21 protein-coding genes are annotated in these 21,466 nt (G+C 54.4%); 4 read left to right on the forward strand and 17 right to left on the reverse strand.

Features of this window, described 5'->3' with window-relative positions:
- Window positions 1–139: 139 nt before the first annotated feature.
- Window positions 140–2,332 carry a DUF5916 domain-containing protein gene (locus E2H98_RS01075; RefSeq protein WP_133589808.1) on the forward strand — a complete coding sequence of 731 codons (2,193 nt, stop codon included), beginning with the start codon at window positions 140–142 and terminating at the stop codon, window positions 2,330–2,332.
- Window positions 2,333–2,342: 10 nt separating this feature from the next.
- Here the strand turns inward: E2H98_RS01075 and E2H98_RS01080 are convergent, their stop codons facing one another.
- The 8 genes from E2H98_RS01080 to E2H98_RS01115 form a co-directional block, all read right to left on the reverse strand.
- The gene (locus E2H98_RS01080; protein WP_133589810.1) at window positions 2,343–2,729 is read right to left on the reverse strand and encodes a hypothetical protein; all 387 of its coding nucleotides are present in this window, start codon (window positions 2,727–2,729) and stop codon (window positions 2,343–2,345) included.
- Between the two features lie 68 nt (window positions 2,730–2,797).
- Window positions 2,798–3,397 carry a YigZ family protein gene (locus E2H98_RS01085; protein WP_157591198.1) on the reverse strand — a complete coding sequence of 200 codons (600 nt, stop codon included), beginning with the start codon at window positions 3,395–3,397 and terminating at the stop codon, window positions 2,798–2,800.
- 2 nt (window positions 3,398–3,399) lie between these two features.
- Window positions 3,400–4,227, reverse strand: a complete 828-nt coding sequence (locus tag E2H98_RS19160; protein ID WP_198325200.1) for a VOC family protein — start codon at window positions 4,225–4,227, stop codon at window positions 3,400–3,402.
- Window positions 4,228–4,251: 24 nt separating this feature from the next.
- On the reverse strand, window positions 4,252–5,157 hold the full coding sequence (locus tag E2H98_RS01095; protein WP_133589814.1) for a sensor domain-containing protein: 906 nt from the start codon (window positions 5,155–5,157) through the stop codon (window positions 4,252–4,254).
- A complete protein-coding gene (locus E2H98_RS01100) occupies window positions 5,150–5,536 on the reverse strand; it encodes a PadR family transcriptional regulator (RefSeq protein ID WP_133589816.1) in 387 nt (128 codons plus the stop codon). Before E2H98_RS01100 ends, E2H98_RS01095 begins: the two co-directional genes overlap by 8 nt.
- A 99-nt stretch (window positions 5,537–5,635) precedes the next feature.
- Window positions 5,636–6,853 (reverse strand): TCR/Tet family MFS transporter, encoded by a 1,218-nt coding sequence (locus E2H98_RS01105; RefSeq protein ID WP_133589818.1) that lies wholly within the window; start codon window positions 6,851–6,853, stop codon window positions 5,636–5,638.
- A 75-nt stretch (window positions 6,854–6,928) separates the two neighbouring features.
- The gene (locus E2H98_RS01110; protein WP_232475444.1) at window positions 6,929–8,080 is read right to left on the reverse strand and encodes a M14 family metallopeptidase; all 1,152 of its coding nucleotides are present in this window, start codon (window positions 8,078–8,080) and stop codon (window positions 6,929–6,931) included.
- A gap of 125 nt (window positions 8,081–8,205) precedes the next feature.
- Window positions 8,206–8,544, reverse strand: a complete 339-nt coding sequence (locus E2H98_RS01115) for a DUF1653 domain-containing protein (RefSeq protein ID WP_232475445.1) — start codon at window positions 8,542–8,544, stop codon at window positions 8,206–8,208.
- Window positions 8,545–8,665: 121 nt separating this feature from the next.
- Between E2H98_RS01115 and E2H98_RS01120 the strand changes: the two genes are divergently transcribed.
- Window positions 8,666–9,610 carry a tRNA dihydrouridine synthase gene (locus tag E2H98_RS01120; RefSeq protein WP_133589820.1) on the forward strand — a complete coding sequence of 315 codons (945 nt, stop codon included), beginning with the start codon at window positions 8,666–8,668 and terminating at the stop codon, window positions 9,608–9,610.
- A 6-nt stretch (window positions 9,611–9,616) separates the two neighbouring features.
- Here E2H98_RS01120 and trhA read toward each other — a convergent pair whose 3' ends face one another.
- From trhA to lrp, 9 genes are all read right to left on the reverse strand, one after another.
- On the reverse strand, window positions 9,617–10,321 hold the full coding sequence (trhA, locus tag E2H98_RS01125; RefSeq protein ID WP_133589822.1) for a PAQR family membrane homeostasis protein TrhA: 705 nt from the start codon (window positions 10,319–10,321) through the stop codon (window positions 9,617–9,619).
- A gap of 24 nt (window positions 10,322–10,345) precedes the next feature.
- A complete protein-coding gene (locus tag E2H98_RS01130) occupies window positions 10,346–10,615 on the reverse strand; it encodes a hypothetical protein (RefSeq protein ID WP_133589824.1) in 270 nt (89 codons plus the stop codon).
- Window positions 10,616–10,636: 21 nt separating this feature from the next.
- The gene (serS, locus tag E2H98_RS01135; protein ID WP_133589826.1) at window positions 10,637–11,923 is read right to left on the reverse strand and encodes a serine--tRNA ligase; all 1,287 of its coding nucleotides are present in this window, start codon (window positions 11,921–11,923) and stop codon (window positions 10,637–10,639) included.
- Between the two features lie 15 nt (window positions 11,924–11,938).
- Entirely contained in the window at window positions 11,939–12,334 is a 396-nt protein-coding gene (gene crcB, locus E2H98_RS01140; protein ID WP_198325201.1) for a fluoride efflux transporter CrcB, read from the reverse strand.
- The gene (locus E2H98_RS01145) at window positions 12,331–13,620 is read right to left on the reverse strand and encodes a replication-associated recombination protein A (RefSeq protein WP_157591199.1); all 1,290 of its coding nucleotides are present in this window, start codon (window positions 13,618–13,620) and stop codon (window positions 12,331–12,333) included. The genes crcB and E2H98_RS01145 overlap by 4 nt, the downstream gene beginning before the upstream one ends.
- Window positions 13,621–13,687: 67 nt before the next feature.
- Window positions 13,688–14,308, reverse strand: coding sequence for an outer membrane lipoprotein chaperone LolA (gene lolA / locus E2H98_RS01150; RefSeq protein ID WP_133589830.1), 621 nt, complete (start codon window positions 14,306–14,308; stop codon window positions 13,688–13,690).
- A gap of 278 nt (window positions 14,309–14,586) precedes the next feature.
- Window positions 14,587–16,926, reverse strand: a complete 2,340-nt coding sequence (locus E2H98_RS01155; RefSeq protein ID WP_133589832.1) for a DNA translocase FtsK — start codon at window positions 16,924–16,926, stop codon at window positions 14,587–14,589.
- Window positions 16,927–17,071: 145 nt separating this feature from the next.
- Window positions 17,072–18,370, reverse strand: a complete 1,299-nt coding sequence (locus E2H98_RS01160; protein WP_133589834.1) for a cation:proton antiporter — start codon at window positions 18,368–18,370, stop codon at window positions 17,072–17,074.
- A gap of 104 nt (window positions 18,371–18,474) precedes the next feature.
- A complete protein-coding gene (gene lrp / locus E2H98_RS01165) occupies window positions 18,475–18,969 on the reverse strand; it encodes a leucine-responsive transcriptional regulator Lrp (RefSeq protein ID WP_133589836.1) in 495 nt (164 codons plus the stop codon).
- Between the two features lie 182 nt (window positions 18,970–19,151).
- Here lrp and ald point away from each other — a divergent pair, with 182 nt between their 5' ends.
- Together ald and trxB are read left to right on the forward strand one after the other, a co-directional pair.
- Window positions 19,152–20,270 carry an alanine dehydrogenase gene (gene ald / locus E2H98_RS01170; protein ID WP_133589838.1) on the forward strand — a complete coding sequence of 373 codons (1,119 nt, stop codon included), beginning with the start codon at window positions 19,152–19,154 and terminating at the stop codon, window positions 20,268–20,270.
- 187 nt (window positions 20,271–20,457) lie between these two features.
- On the forward strand, window positions 20,458–21,411 hold the full coding sequence (gene trxB, locus E2H98_RS01175; protein ID WP_133589840.1) for a thioredoxin-disulfide reductase: 954 nt from the start codon (window positions 20,458–20,460) through the stop codon (window positions 21,409–21,411).
- Window positions 21,412–21,466: the final 55 nt, after the last annotated feature.

The following is a 21,466-nucleotide window of genomic DNA, read 5'->3' on the forward strand; positions in this document are numbered from 1 at the left end:
AGAATTGCTTGCACTGGCTTGTCCGACTACCATTTAGCGCCGAACAGAAAATGATAATTCCCGCGTTGCCATGCCGATTCGCTTTATACGTTCCTTGACCGCTCCTCTGCCACGGGCGCTGTTGTTATGTAGCATGCTTGTGGCGCCATGTTCAGCCCTGGCAGCTGAGCAAGACGCGATCGTGGTCGATGGTCTAGCCTCGGAAAGTTTCTGGCAGCAAGCGCAAGTATTCGATCAGTTGGTTGCTGTCGAGCCGTTCACCCGCGAAACACCGAAACACCAGCAACGCATTCGTGTTATCTCGCTGCCAGCTGGCATCGCTGTCCATTTCGACATTGACCAGCCACCGGAAGTGCTGCGCACCAAACCCAATACCCAGCGTGATCGAGCCGGCCCAGCCGACCGGGTCAATGTCGTTATCGACTACGACAATCAAGGCCTCACTGCCTACAACTTCACTGTGACCTTGGCCGGCAATATTGAAGACGGCATTGTCGGCCGCAACAGTTTCAATGCGGATTGGGATGGCGATTGGAAATACGCAGTACAGGAAACCGAGCAAGGTTGGACCGTGGAAATGTTGCTGCCGTGGACCATTACCGCAATGGCTCCGGTTGATGGCGATACGCGTACCATCGGCATTTATCTTGATCGGGTATTGAAAAGCACCGGTGAGCGTTTCGCTTACCCGGCCATTCGTTATTCACAAAGTGATTACGTCAATTCGCTGGCCGAAATTTCGGTGAAGAACTACGCGGCGACTACCTCGAACTGGTTTCCGTATGTCAGCATGGTTTATGACCAGGTCAATGATGATGTCGATCAGAAAGTCGGACTAGATTGGTTTTTCCGCTACTCCAATGCCTTTCAGCTCATCGCCAGCCTGAATCCGGATTTCGGTCAGGTCGAAAGCGATGATCTAGTCGTCAACTTCTCGGCCATCGAAGTATTCTTTTCTGATAAACGACCGTTCTTCACCGAAAACCACGACGACTTCAAACTGCCTTTGCCGGACGAAGGTGAACTGATTTACACCCGCCGCATGGGCGCCAATCGCGACGATGGCAAAGGCGTCGCCAATATCGATGTAGCCAGTAAACTGCGCTTGGCCAGCAGCAACAGCTCGCTCAGTTATCTGGTGGTGCGCGAAGAAGATTTCGGCGACGATATCGGCCGTCAGTTTCAAGTGTTGAGGCCACGATTATTGCTTGGCGATACCCTGATTGGCGCGGCCATCATGCGCACCGAGAAGCCCTACTTCGATCGTGTTGCCGATGTGCTCGCTGTGGACGCTGAGCAAAGCTTTGCCAGTGGTTTGAAACTCCGTGGCCAATGGCTGCAAAGCGAAATCGATCAATCGCTGACCGAAAAGGAAGGTGGCGGTGCTTGGTTGACGCTTGATTACAATCCGGTTGCGGAATGGCAGCACACGCTGGAATTTCTGCACTATGACGACGACTTGCAATTGTCCGATCTGGGCTTTGTCCAACGGACCAATCTGGAACAAGGCGCTTATTTTGGTCGCCATGTGCAAACCCATGAAAACTGGAACATGCTGAAAGAAATTGAATGGGTCACCAGACTATCGAAGAGCCGCAATCAGCAAGGAGAAGACTTGCCTGACTGGTTCCGGCTTTCCGCGAATCTGCGCTTTGCCAATGCCGATCAGCTTTATCTTTTCTACCGTCACGAAAGTGCTGGTGTCGACGATTTGATTTCTCGTGGCAACGGTTTGTGGAATAAACCTGCCGTCAATCTGGCTATTCTTGAATACATCGGCGCCCGGCGTGTTGATATGGCGTGGGGTGCGGTGTATGAACAAGGTCAGGAAGGACTAAGGGACTATTATCGCGACTACGCCATCGGTCTGACCTACTTTTTCGCCGACCAACTCAGCACCGAGTTCTGGCTTGGCTATCGCGACAGCCAGGATTGGTTAATCTGGCAACAAGCGAACGAATTCAGCCGTTACCGCAGCCACCGTGGCAGCGTCGATTGGCAACTCGATTGGTTTCCGGATGAGCATCAGGAACTGCGCCTGAAATTCCAATGGCTGAATATCGATGGTGTTGACGGACAACGTTATACGCTGTTCGACCGGCGCATGAACGCCAGCGGCCAAGCCGTAGAGGATTTGCATATCAATACGCTAGGCTTTCAGCTTCGTTATCGCTATAAGCTGAGCTTGCTGTCGGATATTTTTGTTGTCTATTCACGCGGCGGTTTCGAACAGAATAATGACACCAGCGAGTCGACCGGGCAAACCTTCAGTGACGCCCTGTCGCTACGCGACGCCGATCAGTTGTTGTTCAAATGGCGCATGCATTTTTAAGAAAACTATTTCAGCCAGCGGCTTTCAGTGCTTCCCCTTCACTCAGCCATTGCAAAGCCTGCTGTCGCTCGCTGAATACTCGTGCGTTCCACGGCAAAGGTCGTGGTGTCGCCAACCAGACCTGACAGGAAAGCTCGGTCAATGGGTGTTCAGCCCAGAAAGCCGTTGCGATGATTTCTGGCATGGCGGCAAATCGCTGCTGCCCTTCGTAATTAAACAAGAAACGGTGTTGGCGATTGACCAACAAACGAATTGGCAACTGAAAATGCTGCAACAGATAATGGTGGACGCGCGCCACTTTGTCGCCATCCAATTCGACGCGATCATTGACGATCAACTCAGCCAGGTCCGGCTTGTGCTGAAGAATCGTGGCGAACGGCAAATCGTCCTGCTCCATGCCGGTGTACCTCTTTTCTGCTCTCCCTGCATCAGTGTAGAAGCAAAAGGCGTTTTGCGATCACACTGTTACGGATTGGTACAAATTTCCAGTTCGCCCCGACTGATTTGCACTAAACACCGTTCAAATTCCGGCCACAATTCAAGCGGTAGTTCCAAATCGAACTGCACTTGCTCTCGATGCTGACAGCCAACCAGATTAGCTTGGTATTGTGGTAGCAGATAACGCAACTGAGGTTCCAACGGATAAGCAAAACGCAGGCTGACGGTCATCATCGTTTTGTACGCCTGTTTCTCAACCTGCTGCACGGCGAGTTGCGCGGCCTGTTGATAAGCACGCAACAGACCCCCTGTGCCCAGCAACGTACCACCGTAATAGCGGGTAACGACGAGCACCACATTGGTCAATGGTGCATGTTGCAAGATATTCAGCATTGGTCGACCAGCGGTACCCGACACTTCGCCATCATCAGAGCAGGCCGATTGCGCCAAATTTTTTCCACCGATGGTATAGGCATAGGTGTTATGTGTGGCATCGGAAAACTGCCGACGGCAATCGGCAATAAATTGCTCTGCTTGATCGATGGAATCTGCCGGCGCCAGGCTGGCAATGAAACGACTTTTCTTGACTTCGGTTTCGAGACGAACGCTGCTGGTCGGTGTCTGCAAACTTATGCCCTCGGCCCGCACAGCGCCAGCACCGCTCCCGCCGGATCGCGTACCACGCAAAAATGCTGACCCGCCAGCGGTTTCGGGCCGTAAACGATTTCCCCGCCCAGCGATTTGGCTTTGCTGATGCAGTCATCAAGATTTTCCACCTGTACGTACTGCAACCACTGAGACGGAATGCCTTCGTTGACGCCTCGATGATGACAAACACCGGCGACACATTCGTCATCGGCCGCCAACATGCTGAAATCGGAATAATCCCCCATATCACAGGCTTCGATTTTCCAGCCGACCACGGCTTGATAAAAGTCACGCACTTGCTCAGCGTTGTTGACGGTCAAATCGCGCCACACAATGCTGCCAACCGCAACGGGCGGCTGACGCACAAACTGTCCCTGCAAAACCGTTTGCCAGCTTTGATCGCTTTGCTGCATTTCCGTGCGGCTGTGCATGCTGTCACCGTGGACTTCTACTGTGGTGCGCATCGCGCGTTGGTGCATGCTGCCAACTAGAACCAGGTTGCCGTTACTGATCGTTCCAGTGAAGCGAACCGGTTCTGGATCGAGTTCATCGTACCAGTGCATCAGCAATGCTGGCGGTTCGTGCGCGACACGGTAAACCGCCATGCCACGATGCGATGGCGCCTCATCAAAATGCTGATGGAAATGCAATGTCGCCAATTGTCCATCAAGTTGCAGCGTGCATTCGCTGCGGGTTTCGGCGTCCATTTCCCGCTCAGAAATAATGCCCGCTGCAAACGTCTCACGACCGCGCCAGCGCCCTTCCATGTTCGCCAGAAAATCCAGATAGTCCTGCGCGGTCGTGTTCATTCCATTCTCCTTAAACTATTCGCCTCAAGCGCTCGATTTCACCAGCAGATGTTTGGCCAGCTTGCCGTGCAGTTGACCAACCAGCCGGACAAGATGCAACACCAGTGTCAGACCAATGATACCCAGTGGTACAAGCAACAGGTTTTCCGGCCAAGTCAGATAATAATCGCCGTTCAGATTGATCTGAAACTCGTTGGAAAAATACTGCAGTATCGGTGCGAAGGTAAAAATCACCGAAACGATCAAGCCGGTAAACGCGAACGTGAAGTACGCAATCCCCAATGGCAGCATAGCTGCCATATAGACCAGCGTCGTCCAGGTGCGCCAATCGGTCAGCATTTCCTTGATTTTTTCCATCAAGGTCTGGCCGGCAACACGCTGTGGTCGACGCGGCATCCGTTCACCGAGCAGCACTTCGATGATGCGGCCTTCGACCAGCGAGAACAAACGTACCGATGCCATGAACAGCAGGAAGAATGGCACACCGAAAATCAGAATCGCAAAACCAACCGACATCGACAAACCGGTTACGGCCCAGGTGAAGTAAATGATCCCGGTCGCCAAGGTCAGCAACATGTAGAACAGGCTGCTGTAGGTTTTCGGATCGCGATAAACCTGAAAAATCCGGCCCAGCAACGAGCTGGATTTGCGCACATCCGGCGAGCGCGTAGCGCGACTGACCACCGCTTCGGTTTGCAAGTAAGCGGCAGCCACTTCTTCCGGTGTACCGTAGCTGTCTTTCAGTTTCAGCAGCAGCTCGGCCTCACTCAAGTCCAGGTGCTCTGCCCGCTCCGCACGCAGATATTCCTCGGCATCGTAGACGGCGTCCTGAATCACGGCCGGATCGGCGTCCTGCATCACCTGACGCAGTTCCGCCAGAAACTCAGCGATGGTGCTGGGATAGGAAGTGCTCGAATTTCCGTTACGCATGATCGGCCTCCGACAAAATCTGATCGACGAAATTTTTGGTTTTCTGCCAGGCTTGCTGCCATTCAACGAGCACAGCCCTGCCTTGCTCGGTAATCCGGTAGTAGCGGCGTGGTGGGCCGCTGACCGAAGGCTCGACGTAGCTGTCGAGCAGGCCATTGGCGCACATCGTTCGCAACACCGGGTACAACGCGCTCTGCTTGCCGGCGACCACACTCTCGTCCGCCTGCTCCAGCGTTTTGGCGATTTGATAACCGTACAGCGGCTGGCCAGCCCGTTCGATAATGGTCAGCATGACCAGCGCCACGGTACCGGCGTTCAACTCGCGCTGCAGCTTTTTGACGTGCGGGTTTTCCGTCGCACTGAAATTTTCCTGATCCATACCTGCTCTGCCTCGCATCATGTCGATGATGTGGGCTTAGTATGGATTAAACACTATTACTAATTTAACAGTAGTTGTGTACAGATGTTTCTGCGCACTTTAGGGCCCTTGCACCGGCGGAATGGCCTTCAAAACGATGATCAGTCCAATCACCATCATGACGGCCGCCAGGAAAAACGGCGCGCCCGGCAAATGGAGAAATGCCGCCTCACTGATAAACCAGGCAAATATCTGGGTGAACAGCAGCGGCGAGAACGTGCCGGCAATACCCATCATGCAACTATTGGCGCCCTGTAATTGCCCTTGCTCTGAAGCTGAAACTCGCCGTGTCATCAGCCCTTGCAAGGCCGGACCGATAAAACCCATGAACGCAAAAATCGGGATGCCGGCCCAGAACCAGAGTGGCCCCGGTGCCAGACCGTAAATGACATAACCGGCGCAACCGGCGACCAGCGCCACCATCAACATCTTGCGTTCGCCAATCAGCGCCACGGCTTTTTTCACCAGAACGGCCTGAACGATCACGTTGCAAATCCCCACCGCAGCGAGCGTCAAACCCGTGACTTTCGCGTTCCAGCCATAGCGGTAACCGACATACAAGACAAACGTGCTTGGCAGCACGTAATGGGCAATATGTTGCAGAAAACTGATCGAGGCCAGTGACGCTAGCTCCGGATGGGAACGCAGCAATTTCAGTGAACCGACTGGATTGGCTCGACGCCAGGAAAACTGGCAACGTTTCTCTTCCGGCAAAGATTCCGGTAAAACAAAAAAACCGTAGGCAGCGTTAATAAGCGCCAGAATGCCGGCAACCCAGAACGGCAGTCGTGAATCGATATCGCCAAGTACACCGCCCATCGCCGGGCCGACAATGAAACCAATACCCCAGGCCGCGCCCATCATGCCGAATGTCGCGGCGCGTTTTTCCGGCAGCGTCACGTCGGCAATGTAAGCACCGGCCGTGGAAAAACTGGCAGCGGTAATGCCGGAAATCACGCGACCAATAAACAACCAAGCGAGCGTTGGTGCCAAGGCCATCAGCAGGTAATCAAACCCTAAACCGAAACAAGAAATCAGAATGATTGGCCGACGGCCAAAGCGATCCGACAAAGCACCAAGAAACGGCGAAAACAAAAACTGCATCAAGGCCCAGGCCATGCCGAACACACCATAAATCTGCGCAGCATTGGCGGTGTTGCCACCCATGAATTCTTCAACGAGCTTCGGCAACACCGGAATGATGATACCGAGCGCCAGCACGTCGAGAATCAATGTGATAAAGATAAAAACAAACGCAGCGCGGCGCGGTTCGGCCATAACGGTTTCCGTCTACTTCAAAACAAAAAACACTGGCCGGCGAGGTGCCGGCCAGTTTTATCTATCATTCAATACTTAGCGCAAGTTCGGCAGCAGTTGCACAATCGGCTGCAACACCGAAGCGCCGAACTGGCGGCTGCGTTCGCTGCTCCAGCCAAACTCTACATCCGGCAGATTGGCGTTATCCTTGAACGGCATTTCAATCGTGTACGACAGGCACTTGAACTGCTCGCCGATCCAGCTGGTTGCCATTGAAAGATTGGCCTTGCCCGGCTCGTCTTTATCATAACCATAGATATCCTGGAATTCGGGTGATGCAATATGCCAGGCATCCTTGAACTGTTTTTCCAATCCGGCATGACGTTCATCGTAGCTCGGCACACCTTCGCAACCGGCAACAAAGTTATACGCTAAACCCTCGTCGCCGTGGACATCCAGCGCCATATCAACGCCAATACGCTTCATTGCTTCACGCACATGAAACACTTCCGGGCTGCGCTCGACGGTTGATTCCAGCCACTCACGATTCAGGTTGGCGCCAACGGCGTTAGTGCGCAAATTGCCACGCACAGCACCATCCGGATTCATGTGCGGCACCACGTAAAAAACGGCATCCTGCAATGCCGCGCGCGCCATCGCATCATTGCCATCAAGCAAACGCTCCAGAAATCCTTCAACAAACCATTCGGCCATCGTTTCACCGGGATGTTGACGGGCAATCATCCATACTTTGCGCTTGGCTTTCAGTTTTGCGGGCTTGGCTTCTTTGTCTTCGATGATCAGCATCGTCATATCGCGACCATCAATCGTTTGGCCGAGTTGGCGGACATTGACCAGAGGCGATTCGTTGGCCCAGCCAATCAAATCCAGATGACGCTCATAGGAATACGGCTCGAAGTAGGCGAAATACACTTCATCGCATTCGGCCGTCATCTGCACTTCCATCGTTTCACCATCGAAACGGGTGGGCACACGGAACCATTCGCGACGGTTGTAACTGGCGACAACCTGATAATCTTCCCAACCTTTTGGATAAGCAGTTTTGCTCAACTCAAGAAAACGTAAGCGCAGCTCCTGACCTTTGGTTTCATGCACACGGAAGAAAAACCACTGGGCAAATTCCGACGCGTTGTCCGGGCGAATCTTCACTTGGATATCATCAAATTTTTCTGCTTTGACCACGCTGATGGCGCCGCCATCAAAATTACAACTGATTTGCACCGACACGGAGAACTCCTCGTTGGTTGAATAACTATTGACTGGTCCGCGTTCTATCGAACCGAAAGATCACGCACGAATTGGGGTGAGCAGTGTATAAAAAATGGCGTCGACTGCCGAGTCCAACGGGCAAATTACCGCAAAACGCTCAACGCTTCTTCGGCCGAAATCTCGGCAAAACGCGGCAGCATCTTGCCTTCGACCTCGACCAATTCATGAAATACCGACGCATAACGTGACCAAAGCGTGCCATTGCTGGCCCGGTAGATGATCATCGGTTGTTTGTCGGCCTCGAACGTCACCTCCAACAGCATTTGATAGATGCCACCCTTGTAGTGACGAAACCAGCGCACCGGTTCGCTCGCCTCAGCAAGCGCAAGATATGCCATTGCGACAGGGCGTGGGAGGTTCACCGTATCACCCGGTTGTTGCAAGGCTGACTTCAGGGTTGTGGACAGTGCTGATTCCGACATGATGTGCACCTCATTTTTGCAGCCGGCCACCATAACGGCTGTACGCATGTTCGGCAAGAAATGCTCAAGACTTGGACAATTTGGTTACAATACGCGGCCTCAAACTACCCTGCCCCAAATCATGCGTTTGTTGTTGGCCCCGATGGAGGGCTTGCTCGATTTTATGCTGCGCGATGTGCTGACCCGCATCGGCGGCATCGACCACTGCGTGACCGAATTCATCCGCATCACCAATACCGTACTGCCGAAACGCAGCATTCTGCGTATCGCACCGGAACTACAGAACGATTCCAAAACTGCGGCAGGCGTGCCGGTGAAAGTGCAAATCCTCGGTTCCGATCCGATCTGCATGGCCGACAACGCCGCCCATATCGCCAGCATGGGCGCCTGGGCGATTGATTTGAACTTCGGTTGCCCGGCAAAGACGGTCAATCGTCATCGCGGTGGCGCCGTGTTGCTCGATGAGCCAGAATTGATCTTCGACATTGCCCGCGCCGTGCGCTCAGCGGTACCCGCCTCCATTCCCATCAGCGCCAAAATGCGACTCGGTTGTAACGACACCGGCAAGATGCTCGACTGCGCCCGCGCATTTGCCGATGCCGGCATGCAGGAATTGGTCGTTCACGGCCGCACCAAAGTGCAGGGCTACAAACCACCGGCCTATTGGCATCACATCGCGGAAATCAAACATGCCATCAATATTCCCGTGATCGCCAATGGTGAAATCTGGAGTATTGAAGACTATTGGCAATGCCGCCGCGAATCCGAATGCGATGACATCATGCTCGGTCGCGGAATGGTGCAAAACCCGGCGCTGGCACTGATGATTCGACAGGGCGAACAGGAAAAATTGAGTTGGTCGCAAATGCAGCCCTGGTTGCTGCAGTTCTGGCTACAAGTGCAGCAGCATGTCGACGCCCGCCATCAAGGCGGACGCCTGAAGCAATGGTTCAATTACCTGCGTGATGAATATCCGGAAGCCAGTGAAGATTTCGCCATGATTCGCACGATGACCAAAGCAGATGAGATTTCCGCGTACCTGTTTGCCGATCGAAAAGCGGCGTGAATGGCTTCAGGCCGATATCGGTAATTCGCTGGGGAACGGAATCACGGCAAACAGCACGGCGAAAAAATGCAGCACCGTGCCGCCAAGAACAAATAGATGCCAAATCGCATGATGAAATGGCAAGCGGCGCCAGACGTAGAACACCACACCGGCGGTATAACTGATGCCACCTGCAATCAGAAAAATCAACGCCAGTGATGAAATATTGGCCAGCAACGGTTTGAACGCGATAACGATAAACCAGCCCATCAGCAAGTAAATCGCTACCGAAACTTTACTGGATTTACGGCCCAACCAAACGCGACTGACAATGCCGATAATCGCCAGCGTCCAGATGGCTGCGAAGATTCCCCAGCCCCAGGCACCTTCAAGATTGACCAGACAGAATGGTGTATAGGTGCCGGCAATCAATAAGTAAATTGCCGAATGATCCAGCGTACGCAGTATGTCTTTGACTTTCAGGTGCGTGACGCTGTGATACAGCGTCGATGCCGTGTACAGCAAAATCATCGACAGCCCGAACACCGACACACCAACGATATGTTTGGCGCCACCGTAAACAGCGGCAAATCCCACCAGCACGGCCAGACCGACAATACCAAGCAGAATGCCGACGCCGTGCGAAATGCTGTTGGCGAGTTCCTCAGCAAAACTGTAGCGTGTCGACGAGGTTGCGCCCGCATCGAGTTCTCTGCCCATTGTTTTGGTCATGACTCACTCCATCTGCGCAACAGACTACTCATAACTACCATCATCACGTTTCTTCAACTCGATGACATCTTCCTGATTTGACTGCTCAGGTCGTTGTCCCGGTTGCCGGCGCTTGCGTGGCGGCGCAATGCCAAATAAACGCAGAGCCGCGTAGAACAAGGCAATGGCGATCATGGCGCCGACCGCAAACAGAAAACCCCAGAAAAACAGCACGGCACCGACGATAACGAGCGCCAGATAGATCGCTGCGCCAAAAAAGCGGGACAGTGCGTTTTGCCAATTTCCGGATGCCATGCCTACTCCGTTTCCTTGTCGTTAACCAATCTTCGTCGTGCCGCGCATATACGGCTGCAAAATTTCCGGAATGCTGATGCTGCCATCTTCATTCTGGTAATTCTCCAGAATCGCGACCAGCGTGCGGCCAACGGCGAGCCCGGAGCCGTTCAATGTATGCACCAATTCCGGTTTGCCGGTTTCCGGATTGCGATAACGGGCCTGCATACGGCGCGCCTGAAAATCTTCGAAGTTCGAACACGAAGAAATTTCGCGATAGGCTTGCTGGCCCGGCAACCATACTTCCAAATCATAGGTTTTTGCCGAACCGAACCCGATATCGCCGGCGCACAAGGCCATGACCCGATACGGCAAGCCGAGTAACTGCAGAATGCGTTCAGCGTGACGAGTCAGATCTTCCAAGGCTTGATAGGAATCTTCGGCGCGGACAATTTGCACCAACTCGACTTTTTCAAACTGGTGCTGACGAATCAAACCGCGGGTGTCCTTGCCGTAGGAACCGGCCTCGGAACGAAAACACGGGGTGTGCCCGCAATATTTCAATGGCAATTGTTCAGCGGCAACAATTTCATCGCGAACCATATTGGTCACCGGTACTTCGGCTGTCGGGATCAGGTAAAGCTGATGACCATCCTGGGTCGAACCGCCAACCGAGAACAAATCTTCTTTGAATTTTGGCAACTGGCCGGTGCCACGCAAGGAATCACCATTGACCATGTAAGGCACATAGACTTCGGTGTAACCATGTTGCTCGGTATGAATGTCAAGCATGAATTGAATCAATGCCCGGTGCAGTTTGGCCAATTGGTTTTTCAGCAAGCTGAAACGAGCACCCGCGATTTTGCTGGCCATGCCGAAATCCAGCTCGCCATTCAATTCGCCCAGTGCGACATGATCACGCACCGTGAATGAAAACTGTCGTGGCTCACCCCAGCGACGCACTTCTTTATTCTGCTTTTCATCGCTGCCATCCGGCACCGAATCGTGCAAAAGATTCGGTGTCGACAAATGAATGGCGTCGATCTCAGCCTGCACTTGTTCGTACTGCGCTTTGGTAGCGTCGAGTTCGACACCAAAAGCCGCAACCTGCGCCATCAACGGTGCCACATCCTCGCCTTTGGCTTTCGCTTGGCCAATCGATTTTGACGTGGTGTTGCGCAGGTTTTGTAATTCCTGGGTTTTCACTTGCAGCGCTTTACGTTGTTCTTCGAGCGCGCTGATTTTTTCGACATCCAGCGCGTAACCACGACGAGCCAGATTTTTTGCCGCGACCTGAATGTCTTGCCGCAGATATTTTGCATCAAACATACACTGATTCTTCCATCAATTGAGCAAGCTGCGCGCCAGAGCAAAACCGAGCGCCACCGCCACCAGACACAACACCATATTGAAACCAACATTCAGCAGCGCTTTAATCAATTCGCCCTGCTGCAACAGCGTGACCGTTTCGACAGCAAAGGTCGAAAACGTCGTCAACGCACCACAAAAACCAACGATAACCAGCATGCGCACCAGCTCGGAGAACTGGCCGCGGCTGATCGCCAGCAATAAATACCCAGCAATAAATGAGCCGACAACATTGACCAGTAAGGTCGCCAGCGGGAATCGATCGCCGTACCAATGAAACATCGCAACGCTGGTCAAATAGCGTAACAGAGCCCCTGCAGCGGCACCACCAGCAATCGCGGCCAGTACGCTCAACGAAAACACAGGATTCACGGTTTGCTCCGGCCACTCTGGCGGGCTTGTTGGTTCAGTTGCTTCAGCTTTTGCAGTTTTTCCCGAATCTGGATTTCCATGCCGCGCTCAACCGGCCGGTAATACTGTTGTTCCGCTTTGCCTTCAGGGAAATAGCTCTCGCCAGCGGCAAACGCGTTCGGCTCGTCATGGGCGTAACGATAAGCGCGTCCATACCCAAGCTCTTTCATCAGCTTGGTCGGCGCATTGCGCAGGTGAACCGGCACTTCCAGCGAGCCTTCGTTCTGCACATCGGCGCGGGCTTCGTTGTAGGCCATGTAGGCAGCATTACTTTTTGGTGCACACGCCAAATAAATAACCGCCTGCGCCAGCGCCAACTCCCCTTCCGGCGAACCGAGTCGCTCTTGCACATCCCAGGCATTCAGGCACAAATCCAACGCCCGCGGGTCGGCGTTACCGATATCCTCGATGGCCATGCGCACAATGCGACGCGCCAGGTAAAGACCATCGCATCCGCCATCAAGCATTCGGCATAACCAATACAAGGAGGCATCCGGATCGGAACCGCGCACCGATTTATGCAGCGCGGAGATCTGATCGTAAAACTGCTCACCGCCTTTGTCGAAACGGCGGGTTTTCTCGCCGAGCAAGGAGTGCATTGCTGACTCCCCAACGACCAGATTTCCTGCTTGTTCTTCAGCCAGATCACTGGCGATTTCGAGCAGGTTCAGCAAACGCCGGGCATCACCGTCAGCCAGCGCGATCAATTTTTCGGTGACCTGGTCTTCGAGCTGCAATGGCATCGAGCCCAAGCCGCGCTCAGGGTCAGTCAGAGCCCGTTGCAACACCAACCGCAACTCATCGTCGGTCAACGATTTCAGCACATAAACACGGGCTCGCGACAGCAGCGCTGAGTTCAATTCAAATGAAGGATTTTCGGTCGTTGCGCCAATAAAAATCAGCGTGCCGTCTTCGACAAATGGAAAAAATGCATCCTGCTGTGATTTGTTGAAGCGATGCACTTCGTCGACAAACATGATCGTGCGTTTGCCCATGGCCAGGCGCTGTTGTGCCCGTGCCACCGCTTCGCGAATGTCTTTGACACCGGCCAGTACCGCCGAAATATTCTCGATATCGGCATTGACGGTATTGGCAATCATCGTCGCCAGCGTGGTCTTGCCGGTGCCTGGCGGCCCCCACAAAATCATTGAGTGCGTGTGGCCCTGTTCCAGCACCCGGCGCAGCGGCTTTCCCGGCCCCAACAAATGCGACTGGCCGATGTACTCGGCCAGTGTGCGTGGCCGCATGCGCGCAGCCAGGGGTTGGAAAGCGGGGTCGGTTTTCACGCGAGGACTCTGTTATCCGGGAACTTCGTTATTCCGTATGCCGCCGATTATCAATCAAGTCGGCGTTTTCTGGTGGCGTAAATTGAAAGCGCGAGTCATCGAGTTTGATATTGGTTTTCGCATCCGTGAACAGCACCTGCGTGTGACTGCCAAGACTGTCCTGCAGATTCAATTCAACCAACACGCCATTGGCAAAGCGCAATTCGATTTTCTCGAAATTGGCGCCCAAGTCTTTTGGCGTCAGCACGTATTCATTGGCGCTCTTGGCGTTGATATGAAAACTGTTGATCAGTGATTGCCGATCGGACGATAACAATAACGCCGGCGTCGCGCCCAGTTGTTGCTCCAGATCATTGACGGTGACGCTGTCGATATCCGGCTCGTAAATCCACAGCTCTTTGCCGGTGCTGATCAGCAGCTGCTGATAGGGCTTGTTGACCTCCCAGCGGAATTTACCTGGATGGCGAAGCTCGAATTTGCCACTGCTTTTTTCCCCTTTCTGGCCCTGGGCATGGCTGACGATCTGCTGGAACTGGGCCGAATAGCTGTTGGTTTTGTCGAGGAGTGTCGACAGTTGATCGGCGGCCGATTGCGCCAGCAGCGAGGCGCTGGTCAGCAGCGCCAATCCGGCAACGAGTAAGCGATTCATGAAACTCCCTGATAAACCTGTGGAGGTAGCCAAGAGACTATCCTCTCGGCCTGAGTACCAACTGAACGGCAAAAGCCATCTCAAAAATGGTCTGGGCGATGGTGAGATACGCGAATAGGAGCGGAGGAACCGGAGTTTACAAGTAGTAAATGAGGATTGTTAATCACATCCATATGATTTCCCCTCCGGGTTCCACGAAAGTCCGCTCCTGGCGGACTTTTCCGAGCACCGCATTCGCGTAGATCACCGAGTTCCAGGCATTTTTGATATGGCTTCTATTATACCGGCGGTGGCGCCAACACTTCACGATTCCCGTTCGAGGCCATTGAGCTGACCACGCCCTGGGCTTCCATTTCTTCGACCAGACGGGCGGCGCGGTTGTAGCCGATTTTGAATTTGCGCTGGATTAGCGATACCGACACCCGGCGCTGCTCAGTAATGAAATACACGGCCTCGTCGTACAGCGCGTCACGATCTTCACTGCCACCGCTACCACTGTCGCCCACGCCATCAAGGCCAGTCAGCGATTCGCTATCGACACCGCCCTTGGTAATGGCATCGATATAATTCGGCTCGCCACGCTTGCGCCAATCATCAACAACGCGGTGCACTTCCTCGTCAGCAACATAGGCACCGTGAACACGGGTCGGCACCGAGGTGCCCGGCGGCAGGTACAGCATGTCGCCCTGACCGAGCAGTTGCTCCGCCCCCTGCTGGTCGAGAATCGTACGCGAGTCGATACGCGAGGATACCTGGAAGGCAATCCGGGTCGGCACGTTGGCCTTAATCAAACCGGTAATGACATCGACCGATGGACGCTGGGTCGCCAGGATCAGGTGAATGCCGGCCGCACGCGCTTTCTGGGCGATACGAGCGATCAGTTCTTCCACCTTTTTGCCGACAATCATCATCATGTCGGCCAGCTCGTCGATGACAACGACAACAGCCGGCAGGGTTTCCAGCGTCGGCGGCGTTTGGTCGAAATTCTGGTCAGGTTTAAATAACGGATCAGTAATCGGTTCGCCGGCTTTGATCGCGTCTTCCACTTTACGATTGAAACCGGCCAGATTGCGCACGCCCATCGCCGCCATCAGCTTGTAACGCCGATCCATTTCGGCAACGGCCCAACGTAGCGCGTTGGCGGCATCTTTCATGTCAGTGACGACCGGCGCCAGCAAATGCGGGATATCGGCATAAACCGACAGCTCAAGCATTTTCGGATCGATCATGATCAGGCGCAGTTGTTCCGGCGTCGATTTGTACAGCATCGACAACAGCATTGCATTCAAACCGACTGATTTACCGGAACCGGTGGTACCGGCCACGAGCAGGTGTGGCATCTTCGCCAAATCGACAACAACCGGCTGGCCGGCGATGTCTTTGCCAAGCGCCATCGACAGCGGTGATTTCGAGTCGTCAAATTCGCGCGAGGCAATCACTTCACGCAGGCTGACCGATTCACGCTGCTCGTTCGGCACTTCCAGACCGACAGTCGATTTACCGGGAATGACCTCAACGACACGCACCGATTGCACCGCGAGTGCACGCGCCAAGTCTTTCGCCAAATTGGTGACACGCGAGGCCTTGATGCCCGGCGCCAAATCCATTTCAAAACGGGTGATGACCGGACCCGGATTGACCGCTACGACTTGCACGTCGATGCCGAAATCACGCAGCTTCAATTCGACCAGCCGCGACATCGCTTCCAACGCGCTTTCGGAAATGCCTTTCTTGTTCGGGCCGGCATCACGCAACAAATTGACTGATGGCGTTTCGCCTTCGACCGGCTCTTCAAACAGTTTTTGTTGTTTTTCTTTGTGTTGCTGTTTCTCGACCCGTGGCGCTACGGCGATTTTCTCGACAACCGGCTCAATCTTGACTGGTTTGCGTTCTTTCAAACGCTCCTGCTCGCGCCGGAACAGATCATCGCGCTCTTCGCGGGCAACGGCTGCCGCGCGCTTGTCTTCATAATCTTCATCGGCTTTCGCCATCTTTGACCACAGCGCGCCAACACCGGACAGCACCGCCCGCCCCAAGGATTCCATCAACCGAAACCAACTCAGGCCGGAAAACAACGTAATACCAATGATGAACAGCGCCAACGCCACCAGCGTGCTGCCGGAAGAAGCCAGATGTGCGGTCAATTCGGCATCGAGAAAATGGCCCAGCACACCACCGGATTTGTAAGCAGCGATCGAGGCCGGATCATCAAAATGGCGGGCGCACAGCATCGTCGCGCCAAAAAACAACAGCACAAAGCCACCGGCCTTGGTCAGCCAAACCGAGCGGCTTGGCAGATCGTGACGATTATCGAACAGTACCCAAGTAATGAATGCCAGCGCCAGCGGCAACAACCAAACGGCGTAGCCGACCAGGAACAGGCCAACATCGGCAAACCAGGCGCCGAACGGGCCCATCCAGTTATCGACCTTCGGCGTCGAGCTGCGAAAACTCCAGGCAACATCGGTCGGGTCGAAGCTGAGCAGTGACAGCAGTAATACCAGCACCAGCAGACCCAGACTCAGTATTCCCGCCTCAAACAAGCGAACGCGCACCGTTTCCGGCAGCTTGATGCCTTCGGAGCGCGCGGGCTTGGATTTACGGGTTGCCTGAGACATAAGGGCTGTTTACCTTTAAGATTTTTGATGAGATAAAGATGCTATTTTACTGATTTATATAGTGATTGTTCGTTAAGTTATCACAGTTTAAGGCGAAGTCCTACGGCCAAACAGAAAGAGCAGCCTGAAGCTGCCCTTTGCTGATTCAAGCCTCTTTGCCGGCCGGTTTGTCCTGGCTTTCCGTGGCTTCTGGCGTCGGCTCAGATTCGACCCGCTCCGGTTTGGCCGCCGCTTTAGCCTGCGATGGCATCGCCTCAGCCTGCTCAATGATCTTGCCGTCACCGTAACGCAGCACACCAACGGTCAGCAGCAGCGCAGACATCAAGACCAGCAACATCAGCGTACCGCCCGGCAGATTGGCGATTTTCTGTGATTCGGGAATAGTCAGGAACAACAAAATCGTAATCAGTCCGCGCGGAGCAAACCAGACCAAAGGCTCCAGCGACTTGCCGCCACCAAAACTGCGCACCAGCAAAGGCCTTGGCAGGAAGCAGCAGATCAACAGCAGACCGGCGTACAGCCAGACTTCAAACGATACCAGATCAGACAGCAGGGTCTGATAACCAAGCAATACGAAGAAGAAGGTGCGAACGATGAACGTCGCCTCGGCGGTCAGGTGTTTGAAGGCATCCAGTTCGACGTTGAATTCCGGGTCATGCATGCGCTCGAACATCGGGATCCGGCGTAGCAGGAAGGTATTGTTCAGAATAAGGCCCATGACCATGACCAGGATCAGCGGCGCCAGGCCCATCAGCTTGCCACCAGCATAGAGCATCGCGATACCGGCAATCATCGGCACGAAGCGCACGTGGGCTTCGATACGGTTGATCAGCCAGTACAGCGCGACGGCGAAAATCACGCCAACCGCCGTCGAAACGATGATATTGCCGATGGAAAACAGCGCCGTGAAGCCAAAACCGCCCTTGCCATCAAGCAAGGCATAGAACAACAGCACGCCGAGAATGTCGGAAATCGAGCTTTCATAGACGACGAATTCACGGAATTTCGGCGACAGGTTGCGTGCCGCCGGAATCGCTACCGCGCTACTGATTACCGCCACCGGCACCGCCGACAGCCAGGCCATCCGCCACTCGGCGCCAAGGCCATAGTGGAAAACGCAAGCAGCCAGAAAGCCGGTAATCGCCAAACCAATCGCGGCGCTGGCCACAGCCCGGCCCATAATGCCCATCTTGTCGCGGGTCAGTGAAAGATCCAGCGCGCCTTCCAGCACAATCAGGATCAGACCCATGGTGCCAATGACCGGCAACAGGTTGCCCACCAGCGGGATTTCCCAACCGACCGAATCCATGCCGATGCGAATCAGAATACCGGAGCCGATCAGCAGCACAACCGACGGAATCCGAACGTGCTTGGCGCCCAGGTCAAACACATAGGAAATCAGCACGACCAGCGTTAGCGCCAGCAGAATAATATTGTTATCCAATTAAACCTTCCTCCAGCAGGCGAAACGGCAGATATGCCGTGTCACCTTCAGATGCGGCGCGCACTTTCGCAAAACTACTCCGTGCCTGCAAGGGCCAATGCGGCTCAAGAGGCATCCGGAATCGGTATCGACACCGTTTCCTTTACCTCCTCCATGACCACATAGGAACGCGAGCCGGCGACATGCGGCAAAGTCAGCAGGGTTTCGCCGAGCAGCTTGCGGTAAGCCTGCATATCAGCAACCCGAGCCTTGATCAGGTAATCGAAATCGCCGGAAACCAGATGGCATTCCAGCACCTGCGGCAGCATGACCACGGCCTCCTTGAACGAAGCGAACACATCGGAGGCGGTGCGAGTCAGGCGAATTTCGACAAACACCAGCAGACCGGCCGAGAGTTTGGCTGGCGTCAGTTTGGCGTAATAGCCTTGAATATAGCCCTCGTCTTCCAGGCGTTTGACCCGTTCCAGGCAAGGCGTTGGACTTAAGCCCACCCTTTTCGCCAGCTCGACGTTGGCCAGCCGGCCATCACGCTGAAGCTCGCGCAGAATTCGACGGTCAACTTTATCTAGTTGATTAATCAGGACTTTTCTTGCTCTCACAGGATTTTATTCTGCCAAACGTTTAAAAAGGCTTACGGATACTGCCAAACAGTCTATTACAGAGCAATATTCTGGCAAATAACAATTAAAATAGTGAAATCTGTTGCTTATGCATTTGTTGTCAGACCATTTCTACTATTCAGCCCCCCCAACAACCGGCCCAGTCCGGAGGAGTCAGAACCATGTTGATTGGTGTACCCAAGGAAATCAAAAACCACGAATATCGGGTAGGTATGGTGCCTGCCAGCGTGCGCGAACTGGTTGCCCACGGCCATAGCGTCGTGGTTGAGCACAACGCCGGCATCGGCATTGGCTTCACTGACGCCGACTACGAAGCCGCTGGCGCCAAAATCCTGGCCACCGCCGACGAGGTATTTGCCAAGGCCGAGATGATCGTCAAGGTCAAAGAGCCGCAAGCCGTTGAGCGTGCCCGTCTGCGCGAAGGCCAAATCCTGTTCACCTATCTGCACCTGGCGCCGGATCTGCCGCAGACCGAAGACTTGATCAAATCAAAAGCCACCTGCATCGCCTATGAAACCGTGACCTCCAATTCCGGCGGCCTGCCGCTGCTGGCGCCAATGTCGGAAGTGGCCGGTCGCATGTCGATTCAAGCCGGCGCCACCGCGCTGCAGAAAGCCAATGGCGGTCGCGGCATGCTGCTCGGCGGCGTACCAGGCGTTGAGCCGGCGAAAGTGGTGATCATCGGTGGTGGTGTCGTCGGTGCCAACGCCGCGATGATGGCCGTCGGCATGGGCGCCGAAACCATTGTGCTGGACCGTAATGTCGACGTGCTGCGTCGCCTGATCACCCAGTTCGGTACCAGCATCCAGACCGTATTCTCCAGCCAGGACGCCATTGAGCGTCACGTACTCGAAGCCGATTTGGTCATTGGCGGTGTGCTGATTCCAGGTGCCGCGGCGCCGAAACTGGTCACCGCCGACATGGTCAAGCGCATGAAGCCGGGGGCGGCAATCGTAGACGTTGCCATCGATCAAGGCGGCTGCTTTGAAACCGCCAAGGCCACGACCCACGCTGACCCAACTTATATTGTTGATGACGTCGTTCACTACTGCGTCGCCAACATGCCGGGTGCGGTGCCGCGCACGTCCACTTTTGCGCTGAACAACGCGACGCTGCCATTCATCATCGAGCTGGCCAACAAGGGCGCGAAGAAAGCATTGGCTGACAACGTTCACCTGCGCGCTGGCTTGAACGTGCATCAAGGCAAAGTGACCTACAAACCAGTCGCCGAAGGCTTTGGCATGGAATATGTGCCGGCCGAGAAAGCGCTGGGTCTGTAATCCGCTTTACGCCACACAAAACCCGGCCCTGTGCCGGGTTTTTATTTGTTTGCGACTAACCGATTCAGATTGAAATTTGACCAGCTTCGTAACGAGGCTCGTCTATCATGACCATAGTTCTTGCTTTGCACGCGTGAGCCACCATATCACGTACAATGTGCGCCATTTTTGGAGTTGAGGATAGAGTATGAGCCGTAAGCATGTGCGTCTGTTGATTCTCGGATCGGGTCCAGCCGGTTATTCGGCAGCCGTTTACGCCGCCCGCGCCAACCTGAATCCGGTGATCATCACCGGTATGCAGCAAGGCGGTCAGCTGATGACGACCACCGATGTCGACAACTGGCCTGGTGATGACAGTGGCGTGCAAGGTCCGGAGCTGATGCAACGGATGCAAAAGCATGCCGAGCGTTTCGGCACTGAAATCATCTTCGACCATATTCACACGGTGAAGCTGCAGGAACGCCCGTTTGTATTGGTGGGTGACAGCGGCGAATACTCCTGCGATGCGTTGATCATTGCGACCGGAGCCTCAGCTCAGTATCTCGGCATGCCGTCTGAAGAAGCGTTCATGGGCCGCGGTGTCTCCGCCTGCGCCACCTGCGACGGTTTCTTCTATAAAAATCAAGTGGTCAGCGTTATCGGTGGTGGCAACACCGCCGTTGAAGAAGCACTCTACCTGGCCAACATCGCCTCGCATGTGCACGTTGTTCACCGCCGCGATAAATTCCGTTCGGAAAAGATTCTGCAGGATCATCTGTTCGAGAAAGAGAAAGCCGGCAAGGTCACGATTCACTGGGATCACGTGCTCGATGAAGTGCTCGGCGATGACACCGGCGTGACCGGCATTCGCGTCAAAGGCACAAAAACTGACGAGACGAAAAATATCGATTTGGCCGGCGTGTTCGTCGCCATCGGCCACAAGCCGAATACCGATATTTTCCAGGGCCAACTGGAAATGAAAAACGGCTACATCATCGTCAAGAGCGGTACCGAAGGCAATGCCACAGCGACCAGTATTCCGGGCGTTTTTGCCGCCGGTGACGTTGCTGATCATATCTACCGTCAAGCGGTCACCTCGGCCGGTTCCGGCTGTATGGCAGCGCTTGATGCCGAGAAGTATCTCGACGCTCAAGGCAAATAATCGTTCCGTATAATCGATAGCAACCCCGTCGCAGCTTTATGGACTAAATTAAAGC

Origin of the sequence: Permianibacter aggregans, assembly GCF_009756665.1 — a bacterium.
Taxonomy (GTDB): domain Bacteria; phylum Pseudomonadota; class Gammaproteobacteria; order Enterobacterales; family Permianibacteraceae; genus Permianibacter; species Permianibacter aggregans.

Excerpts from the sequence above, each read along its gene's own strand:
- trxB (WP_133589840.1), top strand. The coding sequence starts at position 20,458 with ATGAGCCGTAAGCATGTGCGTCTGTTGATTCTCGGATCGGGTCCAGCC.
- lolA (WP_133589830.1), bottom strand. The coding sequence starts at position 14,308 with ATGAATCGCTTACTCGTTGCCGGATTGGCGCTGCTGACCAGCGCCTCG.
- E2H98_RS19160 (WP_198325200.1), bottom strand. The coding sequence starts at position 4,227 with ATGAACACGACCGCGCAGGACTATCTGGATTTTCTGGCGAACATGGAA.
- E2H98_RS01130 (WP_133589824.1), bottom strand. The coding sequence starts at position 10,615 with ATGGCATCCGGAAATTGGCAAAACGCACTGTCCCGCTTTTTTGGCGCA.
- serS (WP_133589826.1), bottom strand. The coding sequence starts at position 11,923 with ATGTTTGATGCAAAATATCTGCGGCAAGACATTCAGGTCGCGGCAAAA.
- E2H98_RS01080 (WP_133589810.1), bottom strand. The coding sequence starts at position 2,729 with ATGGAGCAGGACGATTTGCCGTTCGCCACGATTCTTCAGCACAAGCCG.
- E2H98_RS01115 (WP_232475445.1), bottom strand. The coding sequence starts at position 8,544 with ATGTCGGAATCAGCACTGTCCACAACCCTGAAGTCAGCCTTGCAACAA.
- ald (WP_133589838.1), top strand. The coding sequence starts at position 19,152 with ATGTTGATTGGTGTACCCAAGGAAATCAAAAACCACGAATATCGGGTA.
- E2H98_RS01120 (WP_133589820.1), top strand. The coding sequence starts at position 8,666 with ATGCGTTTGTTGTTGGCCCCGATGGAGGGCTTGCTCGATTTTATGCTG.
- E2H98_RS01155 (WP_133589832.1), bottom strand. The coding sequence starts at position 16,926 with ATGTCTCAGGCAACCCGTAAATCCAAGCCCGCGCGCTCCGAAGGCATC.
- trhA (WP_133589822.1), bottom strand. The coding sequence starts at position 10,321 with ATGACCAAAACAATGGGCAGAGAACTCGATGCGGGCGCAACCTCGTCG.
- E2H98_RS01100 (WP_133589816.1), bottom strand. The coding sequence starts at position 5,536 with ATGGATCAGGAAAATTTCAGTGCGACGGAAAACCCGCACGTCAAAAAG.
- E2H98_RS01145 (WP_157591199.1), bottom strand. The coding sequence starts at position 13,620 with ATGCGGCCACGCACACTGGCCGAGTACATCGGCCAGTCGCATTTGTTG.
- E2H98_RS01105 (WP_133589818.1), bottom strand. The coding sequence starts at position 6,853 with ATGGCCGAACCGCGCCGCGCTGCGTTTGTTTTTATCTTTATCACATTG.
- E2H98_RS01095 (WP_133589814.1), bottom strand. The coding sequence starts at position 5,157 with ATGCGTAACGGAAATTCGAGCACTTCCTATCCCAGCACCATCGCTGAG.